Source organism: Aeromonas sp. FDAARGOS 1402 (assembly GCF_019046925.1).
Lineage (GTDB): Bacteria > Pseudomonadota > Gammaproteobacteria > Enterobacterales > Aeromonadaceae > Aeromonas > Aeromonas caviae.
In genome coordinates, this window is the sequence record NZ_CP077201.1 from 4063347 (window position 1) to 4079731 (window position 16385).

Sequence of the window (16385 nt, forward strand, 5' to 3'; positions counted from 1 at the left end):
CGAGATGGACATGACGATGATTCGGCCGTCTGCGGCAAGGAAACGCCCAGACGCCAGTGCTGATAAATGTGCAGTGAGGCACCTATGAAAATTACGAGCATTATCAAGGGTGTTGGCACCCAGTTGCGCAGCCTTGGGATGGTCTTCTCCCATGCCTGGCGCCCCCGTGAAACCCTGAGCTACCCGGAGCAGCCGGTCTACGCCGCCCCCCGTTTTCGCGGTCGCATCGTACTGACCCGGGATCCCGATGGCGACGAACGCTGCGTGGCGTGCAACCTGTGTGCTGTTGCCTGCCCGGTCGGTTGCATCTCCTTGCAGAAGTCGGAGCGGGAAGATGGCCGCTGGTACCCGGAGTTCTTTCGCATCAACTTCTCCCGTTGCATCTTCTGCGGCCTGTGCGAGGAGGCCTGCCCCACCACCGCCATCCAGCTGACGCCGGATTTCGAGATGGGGGAGTATCGTCGCCAGGATCTGGTGTACGAGAAGGAAGATCTGCTGATAAGCGGCCCCGGCAAATACCCGGACTACAACTTCTACCGCATGAGCGGGATGGCCATCGACGGCAAACCCAAAGGGGATGCCGAGAACGAAGCCAAGCCCATCGATGTCAAGAGCCTGCTGCCCTAGGAGTCAATCATGGAACTGGCATTCTATGTCGCGGCCCTGGTCGCCGTTTACAGCACGCTGCGGGTGATCAGCACCAGCAACCCCATGCATGCGCTGCTCAATCTCATCATCTCCCTCATCGCCGTGGCCATGATCTTCTTCTGCCTGGGCGCCGCCTTTGCGGGGGCCCTGCAGGTGATCGTCTACGCCGGCGCCATCATGGTGCTGTTCGTGTTCGTGGTGATGATGCTGAACCTGGGGAGCGCCCAGGATCAGGAGAAGAAGTGGCTCACCCCCATGACCTGGGGTGGCCCGGCCCTGCTCTCCCTCATTTTGCTGGGCTTTCTGGCCCACGGCATTCTCGGCGTGACCGGCGGTGAACTGGGTCTGACCGAGGTCAGCGCCAAGGAAGTCGGTATCGCCCTGTTCGGCCCCTATGTGCTGGCGGTGGAGCTCGCCTCCATCCTGCTGCTGGCGGGTCTGGTCACCGCCTATCACCTGGGCCGCGAGGACAAGAGCGGGGAAGTGCTCTCCGTGCCTCGCACCACACAGGAAGGAGGTCAGCAATGAGCGACATCCCCGTGGTGAGGCATGGCTCGCTGCCGGCAGCCTGCCCCCTTTCCATCCAGCAAGCACAAGGAGCATGGCGATGAGTGGAATTCCCATGGAGCACGGCCTCCTGCTGGCGGCCATTTTGTTTGCCATCGGCCTGTGCGGCCTGCTGATACGCCGCAACCTGTTGTTTATCCTCATGAGTATCGAAATCATGATGAACGCGTCCGCCCTGGCATTCGTGGTGGCGGGTAGCCGCTGGGCCCAGGCTGACGGCCAGATCATGTACATACTGGTGATTTCTCTGGCGGCAGCGGAGGCCAGTATCGGCCTCGCCCTGTTACTGCTGCTCTATCGTCGTTACCACACCCTGAACGTGGACACTGTGAGCGAGATGCGCGGATGAGCCTCCTATATCTGACTTTCCTGTTCCCGCTGCTGGGATGGCTGCTGCTGGCCTTCTCCCTCGGCCGTCTCGGCGAGCGCACCTCGGCGCTCATCGGTGTCGGCAGCATCGGTCTCTCGGCCCTCACTACCCTGTGGGTCGGCATCGATTTTCTCAATACCATGCCGGAAGGCGGCGTCTATACCCAGACCCTGTGGCAGTGGATGACGGTGGGCGAGTTCCAGCCCGCCTTCCGTCTCTCCCTGGACGGGCTGTCGCTGACCATGCTGGGGGTCGTGACCGGGGTGGGCTTCTTCATCCACCTGTTCGCCTCCTGGTACATGCGCGGGGAAGAGGGGTATTCACGCTTCTTCACCTACACCAACCTCTTCATCGCCAGCATGCTGTTCCTGGTGCTGGCCGATGACCTGTTGTTCGTCTATCTGGGCTGGGAAGGAGTGGGGCTGTGCAGCTACCTGCTGATCGGCTTCTACTACAAGGATCGCAACAACGGCGCCGCCGCCCTCAAGGCGTTCGTGGTGACCCGGGTCGGCGACGTCTTCCTCGCCATCGGGCTCTTCGTGCTCTATCGCGAGCTCGGCACCCTCAACATTCACGAGCTGCTGGTGCGAGCCCCTGCGATGTTTGCCGACGGCTCCCCTGCCCTGTCGTTCGCCTGCCTCATGCTGCTCGGCGGCGCGGTCGGCAAATCCGCCCAGCTGCCGCTGCAGACCTGGCTGGCGGACGCCATGGCGGGCCCGACCCCGGTCTCGGCGCTGATCCACGCGGCCACCATGGTGACCGCCGGTGTCTACCTCATCGCCCGCACCCACGGCCTCTTCCTGCTGGCTCCCGAGATCCTCCATCTGGTGGCGCTGGTCGGTGCCATCACCCTGGTGCTGGCCGGTTTTGCCGCCCTGGTGCAGACCGACATCAAGCGGATCCTGGCTTACTCCACCATGAGCCAGATAGGCTACATGTTCCTGGCCCTGGGGGTCGGTGCCTGGGAAGGGGCCATCTTCCACCTGATGACCCACGCCTTCTTCAAGGCGCTCTTGTTCCTCTCCGCCGGGGCCGTCATCGTTGCGACCCACCACGAGCAGAACATCTTCAAGATGGGAGGCCTGCGCAAATCGCTGCCGCTGGTCTACGCCTGCTTCCTGGTGGGGGGCTCGGCCCTGGCCGCGCTGCCACTGGTGACCGCCGGTTTCTACAGTAAAGACGCCATCCTCTGGCAGGTGCAGGCCAGTGGCCAGAGCGCCCTGCTGTGGGCCGGTCTGGGTGGTGCCTTCCTCACCTCCCTCTACACCTTCCGCCTCATCTTCATCGCCTTCCACGGCAAGGAGCAGACCCAGGCTCACGCCGGACAGGGCCTTGCCCACCATTTGCCACTGCTGGTGCTGCTGGTGCTCTCCACCGGAGTCGGCGCCCTCATCGTGCCACCGCTGGCAGGAGTGCTGCCGGCCGGCCCGGGAGATCACATCGAAGAGGGACGCCATGGCCTCGAGATCCTCTCCGGCGTCATCGCCGTGGCAGGCATTGCGCTGGCCGCCTTCCTCTTCCTCGGCGAACGTCGCCTGGCGAAGGGGATCGCCGAGAGTGCACCGGGGCGGGCTCTGTCCACCCTCTGGTTCAATGCCTGGGGCTTTGACTGGCTTTATGACCTGATTTGGGTCAAGCCCTACCTGCTGGCGACTCGCCTGCTCGGCAAGGATCCGCTGGACAGGATGATGAACCTGCCCGCCGTGCTGGCCCAGGGCGGGCATCAGCTGCTGGCCTGGACCGTCTCCGGCAAGTTGCGCTGGTACGCAGCCTCCATGGGGATGGGCGCCGCCCTGATCCTGGCCCTGCTGCTGCTCGGCTGATCCATGAGCCCAATATTGTGTGGCAGGCTCAGCGCCTGCCCGACTAGAACCTAGATGAGAGCTGATATCGTGACCTTACTCTGGATCTTGCTAATTCCCTTCATCGGCGGCTTGCTCTGCTGGCAGATGGAGCGGCTCGGCGGACAGTTTGTCCGCTGGGTGGCCCTCGCCTCCATGAGCGCCTGTCTGGTGCTCTCCAGCGCCATCTGGCTCGGTGGTGACTTCACCCTCGCCAACCCCGGCCTCCCCGTCTGGGCAGCCGAGTGGCAACAACCCTGGATCCCCCGCTTCGGCATCTCCCTGCACCTTGCCGTGGACGGGCTGTCGCTCCTGATGGTGATCCTCACCAGCTTCATCGGCGTGCTGGCCATCCTCTGTTCCTGGAAGGAGATCGTCCAGCGCATCGGCTTCTTCCACCTCAACCTGCTGTGGATCCTGGGGGGCGTGCTCGGCGTCTTCATGGCGGTGGATCTGTTCCTCTTCTTCTTCTTCTGGGAGATGATGCTGGTGCCGATGTACTTCCTGATCGCGCTCTGGGGCCACTCGGTCACCGATGGCAAGTCGCGCATCAACGCCGCCACCAAGTTCTTCATCTACACCCAGGCGAGCGGCCTCATCATGCTGGTGGCCATCCTGGGCCTGGTACTGACCCACCATGCCGCCACCGGTGTCTTCACCTTCAACTATCAGGAACTGCTCAACACCCCCATGAGCAGCACGGTACAATGGCTGTTGATGCTGGGCTTCTTCATCGCCTTCGCGGTCAAGATGCCCCTGGTGCCGCTCCATGGCTGGCTCCCTGATGCCCACAGCCAGGCGCCCACCGCAGGCTCCGTGGACTTGGCGGGCATCTTGCTGAAAACCGCGGCCTACGGCCTGCTGCGCTTCACTCTGCCGCTTTTCCCCGAGGCGTCCGCCGAGTTTGCCCCCTACGCCATGGTGCTCGGCCTCATCGGCATCGTCTATGGCGCCCTGCTGGCCTTTGCCCAGACCGATATCAAGCGGCTGGTTGCCTACACCAGCATCTCCCACATGGGCTTCGTGATGATCGCCATTTACTCCGGCAGCGAGCTCGCCCTGCAAGGGGCAGTGGTACAGATGATTGCCCACGGGCTCTCGGCCGCCGGCCTCTTCATCCTGTGCGGCCAGCTCTACGAGCGCCTGCACACCCGGGATCTGCGCCAGATGGGCGGTCTCTGGGGACGGTTGCGCTACCTGCCCGGCGTGATGCTGTTCTTCTCCGTCGCATCCCTCGGGATGCCGGGGACCGGCAACTTCGTCGGCGAGTTCCTGATCCTCATCGGCAGCTTCCAGGTGGCCCCCGTCATCACCGTCATCGCCACCTTCGGGCTGGTGCTGGCCTCGGTCTACTCCCTCATCATGCTGCAACGGGCCTGCTTCGGGACGCCCCGGGAGGAGAGCATGCTCAAGGGGCTGGATACCCGGGAACTGACCATGATGCTGACCATCGCCGGCCTCTTGGTGCTGCTCGGTCTCTATCCCCAGCCGGTGCTCGACACCGCCAGCAGCAGCCTCCTGAGCGTGCTGCACTGGTACGCGCTGCCGGGCACGGGGGCGCTGCAATGATGCTTTCTCTTTCGCCTTCCTTGTCCATGTCGGGAGCACTGTCATGACGTTTACTGTTTCTCAACTGCTGGCCCTGCTGCCCCTGTTGCTGACCACGGGGGCCATGGTGGCCCTGATGCTGGCCATCGCCTGGAAGCGCTGTGACGACACCGCCTTCGTGGTCACCATCATCGGCCTCAACCTCGCGCTCTTCTCCCTGCCCATCGTGATGGCCCAGGGGGATCAGGGGGTCACTCCCCTGCTGCAAGTGGACGCTTACGCGGTCTTCTACATGGGGCTGGTGCTCATCGGGGCCCTGGCCACCTGCACCTTCGGTCGCACCTGGCTCAAGGGCTATCCGGACAACCGGGAAGAGTTCTACCTGCTGCTGCTCATCGCCACCGCCGGTGGTCTGGTGCTGGCGGCCTCCCGTCACCTCGCCTCGCTCTTCATCGGGATCGAGATGCTGACCCTGCCCATGTTCGGTCTGGTGGGGTATGCCTATCGCGAGCGGCACTCGCTGGAAGCCAGCATCAAGTACATGGTGCTCTCCGCCAGTGCCACCGCCTTCCTGCTGTTCGGCATGGCACTGCTCTACGCCCAGGCCGGAAGCCTGAGCTTCAGCGATCTCGGTGTGACCCTGGCCCAGAGCCCGGCTCACCATCCGCTGCTGATGGGGGGCTTTGGCCTGATGCTGGTCGGCTTTGCGTTCAAGCTGTCCCTCGCCCCCTTCCACCTCTGGACCCCGGACGTCTATGAAGGGGCGCCGGCACCGGTGGCCACCTTCCTCGCCACCGTCAGCAAGATAGCCGTGTTCTGCGTGCTGCTGCGCTTCTACCTGGCAGTACCCGCCACCTCGGATCCCATGATCCACTGGCTGCTGGCGGCCATGGCGGTCGTCTCCATCGTGGTCGGCAACCTCCTGGCGCTGATCCAGACCAACATCAAGCGGATGATGGGTTACTCCTCCATCTCCCACTTCGGCTATCTGCTGGCGGTGGTGGTGGCAAGCCGCCTCGGCGAGATGCCGGTGGAAGCGGCGGGTGTCTACCTGCTGATGTACCTGTTCACCAGCCTGGGGGCCTTCGGCGTCATCAGCATGATGTCCAGCCCCTATCGCGGCAAGGATGCGGACTCCCTGCACAGCTATCGCGGTCTGTTCTGGAAGCGCCCCTATCTGACGGCGGTGATGACGGTGATGATGCTCTCGCTGGCCGGTATCCCCATGACGCTGGGCTTCATCGGCAAGTTCTACCTCATCGGCGTCACCGTCGATGCCAAGCTGTGGTGGCTCAGTGGCGCCATCGTGCTCGGCAGTGCCCTGGGGCTCTACTACTACCTGCGGGTCATGGTCACCCTCTACCTGCGTGAACCCGGCATGCAACTGCGCGATGCCAGGGCCGACTGGGCCTTCTCCTCCGGGGGCCTGGTGGTGCTGCTCTCAGCCATTCTGGTGGTATTGCTCGGCATCTACCCCCAGCCCGTCATCAGTCTGGTACAGGGCTTCCAGCACGTGGTGCTGCGCTAGCCTCAGGTTCACAGTTCACACAGCGAAACCGGCCTCCGTGGCCGGTTTTTTATGTCCGCCAAGGCCCGGTCCGGCTTGCCCGTCTGGCAGGCGATACCAGATCGGTCCTCTCAATCCATGCCATATCCTCCAGCAAGCAGCTGGCGGAGCAGCGAGCTGAAGATGGCCTTGCCCCCATCGTGCTCGCCTCCTCCTGCCCTCCCCATTCTCAGACACATGCCCATAAAAAAACCGGCCACTGGGGCCGGTTTTTGGTTTCTTGCTGGCGCTTAACCCAGGCGAACCCGAGCATTGCGGAACATGCGCATCCAGGCGCCATCCTCTCCCCAGTTGTCCGGGTGCCAGGAGTTGGCCACGGTGCGGAACACCCGCTCCGGGTGCGGCATCATGATGGTGGCGCGGCCGTCCGCACTGGTCACCGCGGTGATACCGTCAGGGGAGCCATTGGGGTTGGCCGGGTATTGCACGGTGACGTTGCCGCGGTTGTCCACGAAACGCAGCCCCACCAGACCGCTCTGTTGCAGCGCAGCCAGGTGAGCGGCATCGCGCACTTCCACGCGCCCTTCCCCGTGGGAGACGGCAATCGGCATCACGGAGCCAGCCATCCCGGCGAAGAAGGCGGACGGGGAGTCCTGCACTTTCACCAGACTGAAGCGCGCCTCGAAGCGCTCGGAGCGGTTGCGCACGAAGCGCGGCCAGAGATCGGCCCCCGGGATGAGGTCGCGCAGGTTGGACATCATCTGGCAGCCGTTGCACACCCCCAGGGAGAGGGTATCGCCGCGCTCGAAGAAGCGCTGGAACTGCTCACGGGCGTTGTCGTTGAACAGGATGGACTTGGCCCAGCCTTCCCCAGCACCCAGCACGTCGCCGTAGGAGAAGCCGCCACAGGCCACCAGGGTCTGGAAATCTTCCAGCTTGATGCGCCCCTCGAGGATGTCGCTCATGTGCACGTCGACAGCGGTGAAGCCGGCGCGGTCAAAGGCGGCCGCCATCTCCACGTGGGAGTTGACCCCCTGCTCGCGCAGCACCGCCAGACGGGGAGAAACCCCGCGAGCGATATAGGGCGCGGCCACGTCGTCGGACGGGTTGTAGGTGAGCCTGGCCTGCAGACCCGGATCGGTGGCGTCCTGGCGGGCGGCATGCTCCTGATCGGCGCACTCCGGGTTGTCACGCAGGCGCTGCATCTGCCAGCTGGTCTCGCCCCAGATGGTGCGAAGGGCGGTGCGGCTGGCGCGATACACCTCGCTGCCGGCACGCTGGAACAGGATGAGGTCGTCTTCGCGCACCGTGCCCAGCACATGGGAGCAGGCTGCCAGACCGTGACCGGCCAGCAGGGTCAGCACCGCTTCCTTGTCTTCGCGACGAACCTGGATGACGGCCCCCAGCTCCTCGTTGAACAGGGCCGGCAGCAGGTCGCCACCCACGCGATCGAGCTGGATGTCGAGGCCGCAGTGACCGGCAAACGCCATCTCGGTCAGGGTGACGAAGAGGCCGCCGTCGGAGCGGTCGTGGTAGGCAATCAGCTTGCGATCCGCCACCAGCGCCTGGATGGCGTTGAAGAAGCCTTTTAGCTGGACCGGGTTGTCCAGATCCGGGGCGCTTTGCCCAAGCTGGCGATAAACCTGGGCCAGGGCCGAGGCACCAAGGCGCTGCTTGCCGTTGCCAAGGTCGATGAGGATAAGGTCGGTCTCACCGAGATCGGTGCGCAGTTGCGGGGTCACGGTATTGCGCACGTCCTCGACCCGGGCAAACGCGGAGATGAGCAGGGAGAGCGGCGAGGTCACGCTGCGCTCCTCGCCGTCCTGCTGCCAGCGGGTCTTCATGGACATGGAGTCCTTGCCCACCGGGATGGTGATGCCAAGGGCCGGGCAGAGCTCTTCGCCCACCGCTTTCACGGCTTCGTAGAGACCCGCATCTTCCCCCGGGTGGCCGGCGGCAGACATCCAGTTGGCGGAGAGCTTGACCCGCTTGAGAGAGCCGATATTGGCCGGTGCCAGGTTGGTCAGGGCCTCGGCCACCGCCATGCGGGCGGAGGCGGCATGAGAGAGCAGCGCCACCGGGGTGCGCTCGCCCATGGACATGGCTTCACCGTGGTAGCTGTCGTAGGTGGCGGCGGTGACGGCGCAGTCAGCCACCGGGATCTGCCAGGGGCCGACCATCTGGTCGCGGTTGACGAGGCCCGTTACGGTGCGATCGCCGATGGTGATGAGGAAGGACTTCTCCGCCACGGTCGGCAAGCGCAGCACGCGCTCGGCGGCGTCGCTGAGGGTGATGCCGTCCAGTTGCAGCGCCTTGCCCTGGGCGGGCAGGCTCTGCACGTCGCGGTGCATCTTGGGCGCCTTGCCAAGCAGCACGTCCAGCGGCAGATCGATGGGCTGGTTGTCAAAGTGATCATCAGAGAGAGTGAGATGCTTCTCTTCGGTGGCGGTGCCGATGACGGCATAGGGGGCGCGTTCGCGCTCGCACAGGGCCTTGAACAGAGGCAGCTTGTCCTGGGCCACGGCCAGCACATAGCGCTCCTGGGATTCGTTGCACCAGACTTCCAGCGGGCTCATGCCCGGCTCGTCGTTCGGAATGGCACGCAAGTCGAAGCGACCACCGCGCTCCCCGTCGCTCACCAGCTCCGGCATGGCGTTGGAGAGACCACCGGCGCCCACGTCGTGGATGAAGACGATGGGGTTGTCGTCACCCAGTTGCCAGCAGCGGTCGATCACTTCCTGGCAGCGACGTTCCATCTCGGGGTTGTCACGCTGCACGGAGGCGAAATCGAGATCTTCGGCAGACTGGCCGGAAGCCATGGAGGAGGCTGCGCCGCCACCCAGGCCGATGTTCATGGCCGGACCACCCAGCACGATGAGGGCCGCCCCCACCGGGATCTCCCCTTTCTGGACGTGCTCGCTGCGGATGTTGCCGATGCCACCCGCCAGCATGATGGGCTTGTGGTAGCCGCGCACCTCGACGCCGTTGTGGCTCGGCACCTGCTCTTCGAAGGTACGGAAGTAACCCAGGATGGCAGGGCGACCGAATTCGTTGTTGAAGGCGGCGCCGCCAAGGGGCCCTTCCTGCATGATGTCAAAGGCACTGACGATGCGGCTCGGCTTGCCGAAGTCCTGCTCCCAGGGCTGCTCGAAACCGGGGATGCGCAGGTTGGAGACGGAGAAGCCCACCAGGCCCGCCTTGGGCTTGGCGCCACGGCCTGTCGCACCCTCGTCGCGGATTTCGCCGCCGGAGCCGGTGGCGGCACCCGGGAAGGGAGAGATGGCGGTCGGGTGGTTGTGGGTCTCCACCTTCATCAGGATGTCGACGCGCTCCTGGTGATACTGGTACTCACCGTTGGCGGGGCTCGGGAAGAAGCGGCCACCCTGGCTGCCTTCCATCACCGCGGCGTTGTCTTTGTAGGCAGACAGGACATGGTCCGGCGTCTGCTCGAAGGTGTTCTTGATCATCTTGAACAGCGACTTGGGCTGCTGTTCGCCGTCGATGGTCCAGTCGGCGTTGAAGATCTTGTGACGGCAGTGCTCGGAGTTCGCCTGGGCAAACATGTAGAGCTCGATGTCGTTGGGATTGCGACCCAGCCGGGTGAAGTTGGTCACCAGGTAATCTATTTCGTCATCGGCCAGGGCCAGACCCAGGGTCACGTTGGCCTCTTCCAGGGCGGCGCGACCACCACCCAGCACATCTACCTGGGTAAAGGGGCGCGGCTCGTGGTGAGCAAACAGGGCGGCGGCCTCGTTCATCTCGGCAAAGACCACTTCCATCATGCGATCGTGCAGCAGGGCCGCGATCTCGCTACGCTGGGCCACGCTCAGCTCACCCTTGGCCTGCACGTAATAGGCAATGCCGCGCTCCAGCCGCTTGACCTGTTTCAGGCCGCAGTTGTGGGCGATGTCGGTTGCTTTGGAAGACCAGGGGGAGATAGTGCCGGGGCGGGGGGTAACGAGGAACAGCTGACCGCTGGGGGTGTGTTCCGGGATGGTCGGGCCGTAGCGCAGAAGCTGGCCCAAGGTCGCTCGCTCGGGGGGCGACAGCGGGCTCGTCAGCTCGGCAAAATGCACGTATTCCGCATAGACGCTTGCTATCTCTACTCCTCTCTGTGCGCAGCTCTGCAGCAGCTTGTGGACACGAAACTCAGACAGTGCTGGGGCACCACGCAAGATTTCCATATACCTTTCTCACCAAGTTTTAGAGTGTGGGGGGATTTGAGACGCGCGTATTATAGGGATCAGGCCCATCCTGAACAAACGTTTTTCTCATCTCGCGCGGTGTGACTCCCTTCATACTCTCTGGTATAAAGGTGCCTCTTTTTTGACAAATGCCGTTTTTTTCAACAAGGGTACTCACCTACTTGCGCTGCATTTTTCGACTGTTCATCGGGATGATGTTGACGCTGGCCCTGGCCGGTTGCGACTTCTACCACCCCTCCAGCCAACTGGAGCAGATCCGCCAGCGAGGCGAGATCCGGGTTGGCACCCTCTATGGCCCCACTTCCTATTACCAGCGTGACGACACCGCACTGGGGTTCGACTACGAGCTGGCGCAGCTTTACGCCGACTGGCTGGGGGTCAAGCTGACCATAGTACCGGCCTACAGCACCGCCGAGCTGGTCGAGCAACTGCAAAAGGGCAAGCTGGATCTCGCCGCCGCCGCCATCGTCGTGACCCCGGAGCGGCGCAAGCTGTTCCGCTTCGGCCCCGGCTTCTACCAGGTCTCCCCCAAGCTGGTCTATCGCAACGGCTCCCCCAGGCCCAAGAACCTCGGTGACATCAAGGGCAGCATAGTGGTGCCGGCGGGCTCCACCGGCGAGGACCTGATGAAGGAGCTGGCCAAGCAGTACCCCAACCTGAAGTGGAGCACCAATCGGGATGCGGACGTGGAAGAGCTGCTCAAGCAGGTGGCCGACGGCAAGGTGGACTACACGGTGGTGCAGGACACCATACTGGCCCGTACCCAGCGCTACTACCCCGAACTCACCGAAGGCTTGACCCTCGCCAGCAAGCAGACCGTGGCCTGGGCCATGACCAAGCTGCCGGACGACAGCCTCTATGCCAGCATCATCGACTTCTTCGGTCAACGCTTCATGGATGGCGCCATCGCCAAGCTCGACGAGAAGTACTTCGGCCACGTGCAGAACTTCGACTTCGTCGACACCCGTACCTTCCTGCAACGGGCCAAGAGCCTGCTGCCCAAGTACCAGGCGCTGTTCCAGACCCACGCCAAGGATATCGACTGGCGGCTGCTGGCCGCCATCAGCTATCAGGAATCCCACTGGGATCCCCAGGCTCGCTCCTACACCGGGGTGCGCGGCATGATGATGCTCACCGGCCCGACCGCCAAGGCGATGGGGGTAAACGATCGCACCCACCCGGAAGAGAGCATCAAGGGGGGCGCCCGCTACCTACAGGAGATGATGGCGAAGGTGCCCGACTCGGTCCCGGCGGACGAGAAAGTGTGGTTTGCCCTCACCGCCTACAACATCGGCTACGGCCACATGATGGATGCCCGCCGCCTGACCAAGGAGCTGGGCAAGAACCCGGACGCCTGGAGCGACGTGAAAGAGGTGTTGCCGCTGCTGCAGCAGTCACGCTGGCATCGCAAGGTACGCTATGGCTATGCCCGTGGCGGCGAGGCGCGCAACTATGTCAACAACGTGCGCCAGTACTACCAGAGCCTGCTCTGGCTCGACAACGAACAGCAGAAGGCCCATCGTCGGGAGGAGCTGGACGAGGACGACAGCAGCGAGCCGGACGTGCAAGCGCAGCGTCCGGCCATCATCGCCGAAGTGGTCAAACAGATCATCACCCCCTAGCCTCGCCGGGGGTGTGTTTTCCTGCCCTGTTCTCTGTTACCATCCTTGGGTATACGAGGGGCGCTGGAGCGAACTTATTGCAATGTATTCATTGCGTTGCAGTTCCTGCCAAGGGCCCTTTCGACCCCACGCAAGACCAGGGAGGAGAACAGGATGCGAGCACGCAGAAGAGCCATGTTGGCCCGAAAAACCAAATGTGCCTGGAGCCCGAGACGCAAGCTCAAGCTGGCCGACATGAAACGCAAGATCTGGCACAGAAACCGCTCCTTCACGCTGCTGATAGCGGAGCACACAGTATAAACCCGGCATCAGCCGGGTTTTTTTATGCCTTGTCAGGCTGCGCTTCAAACAGAACGGTGCGCTTGGAGACCAGGGTGTTGCAGTGGTTGCAAAAATAATCCACCGCGCCGCAAGCCCGAAGCCGTTCCAGCTCCTGCCCGCAGGCAGGACACAGGGCCCGGATGCGATAACGGGCCTGACACTGGCCACACGTCGTCTCGCGGCTGCGGCTGTCCAGTTCGCCCTGACAGGCAGGGCAGGTCAGCGTGTTCATTCTCTTCTCGACTCCTCTTTAGGTCACTGTGCACCGGCATTACCCGCAGCCCCTCCCCCGGTTTGTCTGCCCTGAAGAGGGCCACCAAGAAAAACGGCTGCCGGTAAGGGCAGCCGCAGGGCTTTATTTCTTCGCTTTGGCCTTGAGCAGGCGCTTGCGCTGGCGCTCCTGGCTCAGGGTCAGGGTGTTCTTCTTGCCCTCGAACGGGTTGACCGACTCCTGGAACTCCACCCGGATCGGGGTCCCCATGATCTTCAACGACTTGCGGAAGTAGTTGATGAGGTAGCGCTTGTAGGAGTCCGGCAGGTCGTTGAGCTGGTTGCCGTGGATCACGATGCGCGGTGGGTTGTAACCACCGGCGTGGGCATACTTCAGCTTGACCCGGCGACCATTCACCATGGGCGGCTGGTGATCTTCCTGGGCCATCTGCATGATGCGGGTCAGCATGGCGGTGCTGGTGCGGCGGGTCGCGGACTCGTAAGCCTCGTTGATGGATTCGAACAGGTGACCAACGCCGCTGCCGTGCAGGGCGGAGATGAAGTGCACCCGGGCGAAGTCGATGAATCCCAGACGTCTGTCCAGCTCGTTCTTGACGTCCTCTTTCACCTTCTGATCCAGGCCGTCCCACTTGTTGACCACCAGTACCACGGAGCGGCCGCTGTTGAGCACGAAGCCGAGGATGCTCAAGTCCTGATCCGTGATGGTCTCCCGGGCGTCAATGACCAGCAGGCAGACGTTGGCATCTTCAATCGCCTTGAGCGTCTTGATGACGGAGAACTTCTCCACCGTCTCGTGCACCTTGCCACGGCGACGCACGCCGGCGGTGTCGATGACCACGTATTTCTGATCGTCGCGCTCCATGGGGATGTAGACGGAGTCGCGGGTAGTACCCGGCATGTCGTAGACGATGACCCGATCTTCACCCAGCATGCGGTTGGTCAGGGTCGACTTGCCGACGTTGGGACGACCGACGATGGCGAACTTGATGGGCAGGTCGGCGAACGGCGTCTCCTTGGTGTCTTCCCGGGTGTCGAGCTCACCGGCAGCCACCATGCGCAGCAGGGCCTCTTCGTCGAACTCCTCCAGCTCCTCTTCCTCTTGTGCCTCGGTGGCAGAGCCGACCAGGGTCTCGAGGTGAGGGGCCAGGGCCAGCTCCAGCAGGCTCAGTACGCCACGGCCGTGGGCGGCCGCCATCTGGTAGACCTCGCCCAGGGCCAGACCGTAGAACTCGGACACCGCGGAGTCACCGTCGATGCCGTCGGTCTTGTTGGCCACCAGAAACACCTTCTTGTGGGTCTTGCGCAGGTGCTCGGCGATGGCCTGATCCGCCGCGGTGAGACCGGCACGGGCATCCACCATGAAGAGCACCACATCGGCCTCTTCGATGGCCAGCAGGGACTGCTCGGCCATCTTCAGCTCGATCCCCTCCTCGGTGCCATCGATACCGCCGGTATCGACCACGATAAATTCCAGCTCGCCCAGCTTCGCCTGGCCATATTTGCGGTCCCGGGTCAGGCCGGGGAAGTCGGCAACCAGGGCATCCCGGGTACGGGTCAGGCGGTTAAACAGGGTGGATTTCCCCACGTTGGGGCGGCCCACCAGGGCAACTACAGGAGTCATAAAAGCCTCATTCTCAAGACGACAAAGGCTCCGGGTCCGAAGACCAGGAGCCGGATATTCACATTATCGGACGATCAAGGACGCTTGAGGGCGTACAACTTGCCGTCACGGCTCTGCACATACAGGGTGTCACCCTCCACCAGCGGAGCGGCATAGAGACCACTGCTGTCGAGCTGCTGCATGGCCTTGATGGTCCCGTCGGTACGGTCCAGCCAATACAGGTAACCTTCCACATCGCCGACCACCACATAGTCACCCAGGATGACGGGGGCGGTCACAGTGCGGTTTTCCAGCTGGGTGTTGGACCACAGCTCGAGACCGTTGCGACGATCGACCGCAAACAGATGGCTGCGGCTGTCGGTCAGCACGATGGCATTGCCGGTCACCGCCATGTCGCGATAACCGGAATACTTGCGCTTCCACACTTCGTCACCGCTCATCAGCTTACGCGCCATCAACTGGCCGTTGTAGGCGATGGCGTAGAGCTCATCACCGGCAATCAGCGGGCTGGCATCGACGTCCACCATCCGATCCAGTTCGGTGGCGCCGCGCGGGTCAGCCACCTTGGATTGACGCACCGGCTGGCCGTTGCTCAGCAGGGCGATACCCACCTTGCCATCGGCGCGGCCATAGATGACGGCACCGTTGGTGATGATGGGGGCGCCGGCACTGCGCAGGGTCAGGGGCGGCTGCTCTTCGGACAGGGTCCACTGCAGCTTGCCCTCGTCGGTATCGAGCGCCACCAGGCGACCGGAGGTGGTCAGCACCACCACGCGGCCATCCTCGACGGCGGGGCTCGCCACCACTTCACCCGGCACCGTGGTCTGCCACAGCACTTCACCGTTGGCCTCGTTCAGGGCGTAGACCACCCCGTTTTCGGACCCGAGGAACAGCTTGCCGTAGCGGGAGACCAGGCCACCGGAGAGACGGGCACTGCGCTTGTCGGCGTTGATGGGCAGATCTGCCAGATCCACGCTCCACAGCTCCTTGCCGCTCTCGCGCTCGAAGGCGGTCACATCGCCATCGCGGGCCGCTGCATAGATGCGGTCCTCTTCCACCACCGGCTTGAGCTGGGAGTAGAAGTTGCCGATGCCATCCCCGACCGAGGAGGACCAGGCGGTATCGGCAGTGAACGCGGACTCGACCTTGGGCAGGGGTGCCATGGGGTTGAGATCTTCTTCCGAACTGAACAGGGAGCAGCCCTGCAAGGCGAAGGAGACAGCCACCCCCAGCGCCATTCGCTTGTACAGATTACGCATCCGGAGCCTCGCCCGCAGTGACGGCTGGCAGCGCCAGATCATCCATTTTCAGCTTGAGTTCGGCGCTGCTCTGCAGGCCGCCGGCATCCGCCGCCGCCTGATAGGCATCGCGCGCCTCTTCGGCCTTGCCCTGCTTTTGCAGGATATCGCCGCGCACTTCCGCCACCTGGGCCTTGAAGGCGTCGTTGTTGATCTTGCCAAGCTGGGCCAGGGCCTCGTCTGCCTTGCCCTGATCGCTCAGGACCCGGGCCAGACGCAGGGCGGCGATGGGCTTGATGCTGTCGTCGCCACTGGCGGCCACCTGGGTCAGCTGTTCGGCAGCCAGATCCAGCTTGCCCGCCTTGACGGCGGCCGCAGCCAGTTGCAGAGCGGCCAGCTCGGCATAGGCGTCACCCTTGTGAGCGGTAATGAAGCTCTTTGCCTGCTCCAGGGCGGCGTCGTCCCCCTTGGCGAGCTGGACGGTCATCTCGTTGTAAGCCTGGGAGGCGGCTTCCTGGCTGTTCTGCTGCATCTCGTTGTAGTAGCGCCAGCCAAAGAGGCCGACCAGACCGATCACGGTCCCGGCGATCACCGAGGTGCCGTTCTCTTTCCACCAGTTCTTGATGACCTCAACCTGTTGTTCTTCAGTGGTATACACTTCCACAG

The 16385-nt window shown here is 63.4% G+C and carries 12 protein-coding genes; 7 read left to right on the forward strand and 5 right to left on the reverse strand.

All coding sequences use genetic code 11. The annotated features are described in order from the left end of the window. Nucleotides 1-84 precede the first annotated feature (84 nt). The 6 genes from nuoI to nuoN all read left to right on the forward strand — a co-directional run bounded on the left by nuoI (nt 85) and on the right by nuoN (nt 6502). Entirely contained in the window at nt 85-627 is a 543-nt protein-coding gene (nuoI, locus tag I6L32_RS19080) for an NADH-quinone oxidoreductase subunit NuoI (protein WP_010675034.1), read from the forward strand. 9 nt (nt 628-636) lie between these two features. Then, a complete protein-coding gene (nuoJ, locus tag I6L32_RS19085; RefSeq protein WP_069651388.1) occupies nt 637-1176 on the forward strand; it encodes an NADH-quinone oxidoreductase subunit J in 540 nt (179 codons plus the stop codon). A gap of 79 nt (nt 1177-1255) precedes the next feature. Further along, on the forward strand, nt 1256-1564 hold the full coding sequence (gene nuoK, locus I6L32_RS19090) for an NADH-quinone oxidoreductase subunit NuoK (protein ID WP_010675036.1): 309 nt from the start codon (nt 1256-1258) through the stop codon (nt 1562-1564). After that, nucleotides 1561-3408 carry an NADH-quinone oxidoreductase subunit L gene (gene nuoL, locus I6L32_RS19095; protein ID WP_103260275.1) on the forward strand — a complete coding sequence of 616 codons (1848 nt, stop codon included), beginning with the start codon at nt 1561-1563 and terminating at the stop codon, nt 3406-3408. Before nuoK ends, nuoL begins: the two co-directional genes overlap by 4 nt. Before the next feature lie 69 nt (nt 3409-3477). Then, nucleotides 3478-4995, forward strand: coding sequence for an NADH-quinone oxidoreductase subunit M (gene nuoM / locus I6L32_RS19100; RefSeq protein WP_010675038.1), 1518 nt, complete (start codon nt 3478-3480; stop codon nt 4993-4995). Between the two features lie 43 nt (nt 4996-5038). After that, nucleotides 5039-6502 (forward strand): NADH-quinone oxidoreductase subunit NuoN, encoded by a 1464-nt coding sequence (gene nuoN / locus I6L32_RS19105; protein WP_113977582.1) that lies wholly within the window; start codon nt 5039-5041, stop codon nt 6500-6502. Nucleotides 6503-6771: 269 nt separating this feature from the next. Here the strand turns inward: nuoN and purL are convergent, their stop codons facing one another. After that, nucleotides 6772-10665 carry a phosphoribosylformylglycinamidine synthase gene (gene purL, locus I6L32_RS19110; RefSeq protein ID WP_119197620.1) on the reverse strand — a complete coding sequence of 1298 codons (3894 nt, stop codon included), beginning with the start codon at nt 10663-10665 and terminating at the stop codon, nt 6772-6774. Nucleotides 10666-10814: 149 nt separating this feature from the next. Here purL and mltF point away from each other — a divergent pair, with 149 nt between their 5' ends. Continuing rightward, complete coding sequence (gene mltF, locus I6L32_RS19115) at nt 10815-12308, forward strand: membrane-bound lytic murein transglycosylase MltF (RefSeq protein ID WP_198497801.1); 1494 nt, start codon at nt 10815-10817, stop codon at nt 12306-12308. 322 nt (nt 12309-12630) lie between these two features. Here mltF and I6L32_RS19120 read toward each other — a convergent pair whose 3' ends face one another. From I6L32_RS19120 to I6L32_RS19135, 4 genes are all read right to left on the reverse strand, one after another. Continuing rightward, nucleotides 12631-12861 carry a zinc ribbon domain-containing protein gene (locus tag I6L32_RS19120; RefSeq protein WP_039038718.1) on the reverse strand — a complete coding sequence of 77 codons (231 nt, stop codon included), beginning with the start codon at nt 12859-12861 and terminating at the stop codon, nt 12631-12633. A gap of 123 nt (nt 12862-12984) precedes the next feature. Then, nucleotides 12985-14481 (reverse strand): ribosome biogenesis GTPase Der, encoded by a 1497-nt coding sequence (gene der, locus I6L32_RS19125; protein WP_010675045.1) that lies wholly within the window; start codon nt 14479-14481, stop codon nt 12985-12987. 74 nt (nt 14482-14555) lie between these two features. After that, a complete protein-coding gene (gene bamB, locus I6L32_RS19130; protein ID WP_039038719.1) occupies nt 14556-15740 on the reverse strand; it encodes an outer membrane protein assembly factor BamB in 1185 nt (394 codons plus the stop codon). Continuing rightward, complete coding sequence (locus I6L32_RS19135; RefSeq protein ID WP_216944350.1) at nt 15733-16383, reverse strand: tetratricopeptide repeat protein; 651 nt, start codon at nt 16381-16383, stop codon at nt 15733-15735. The genes bamB and I6L32_RS19135 overlap by 8 nt, the downstream gene beginning before the upstream one ends. Between the last annotated feature and the right edge of the window lie 2 nt (nt 16384-16385).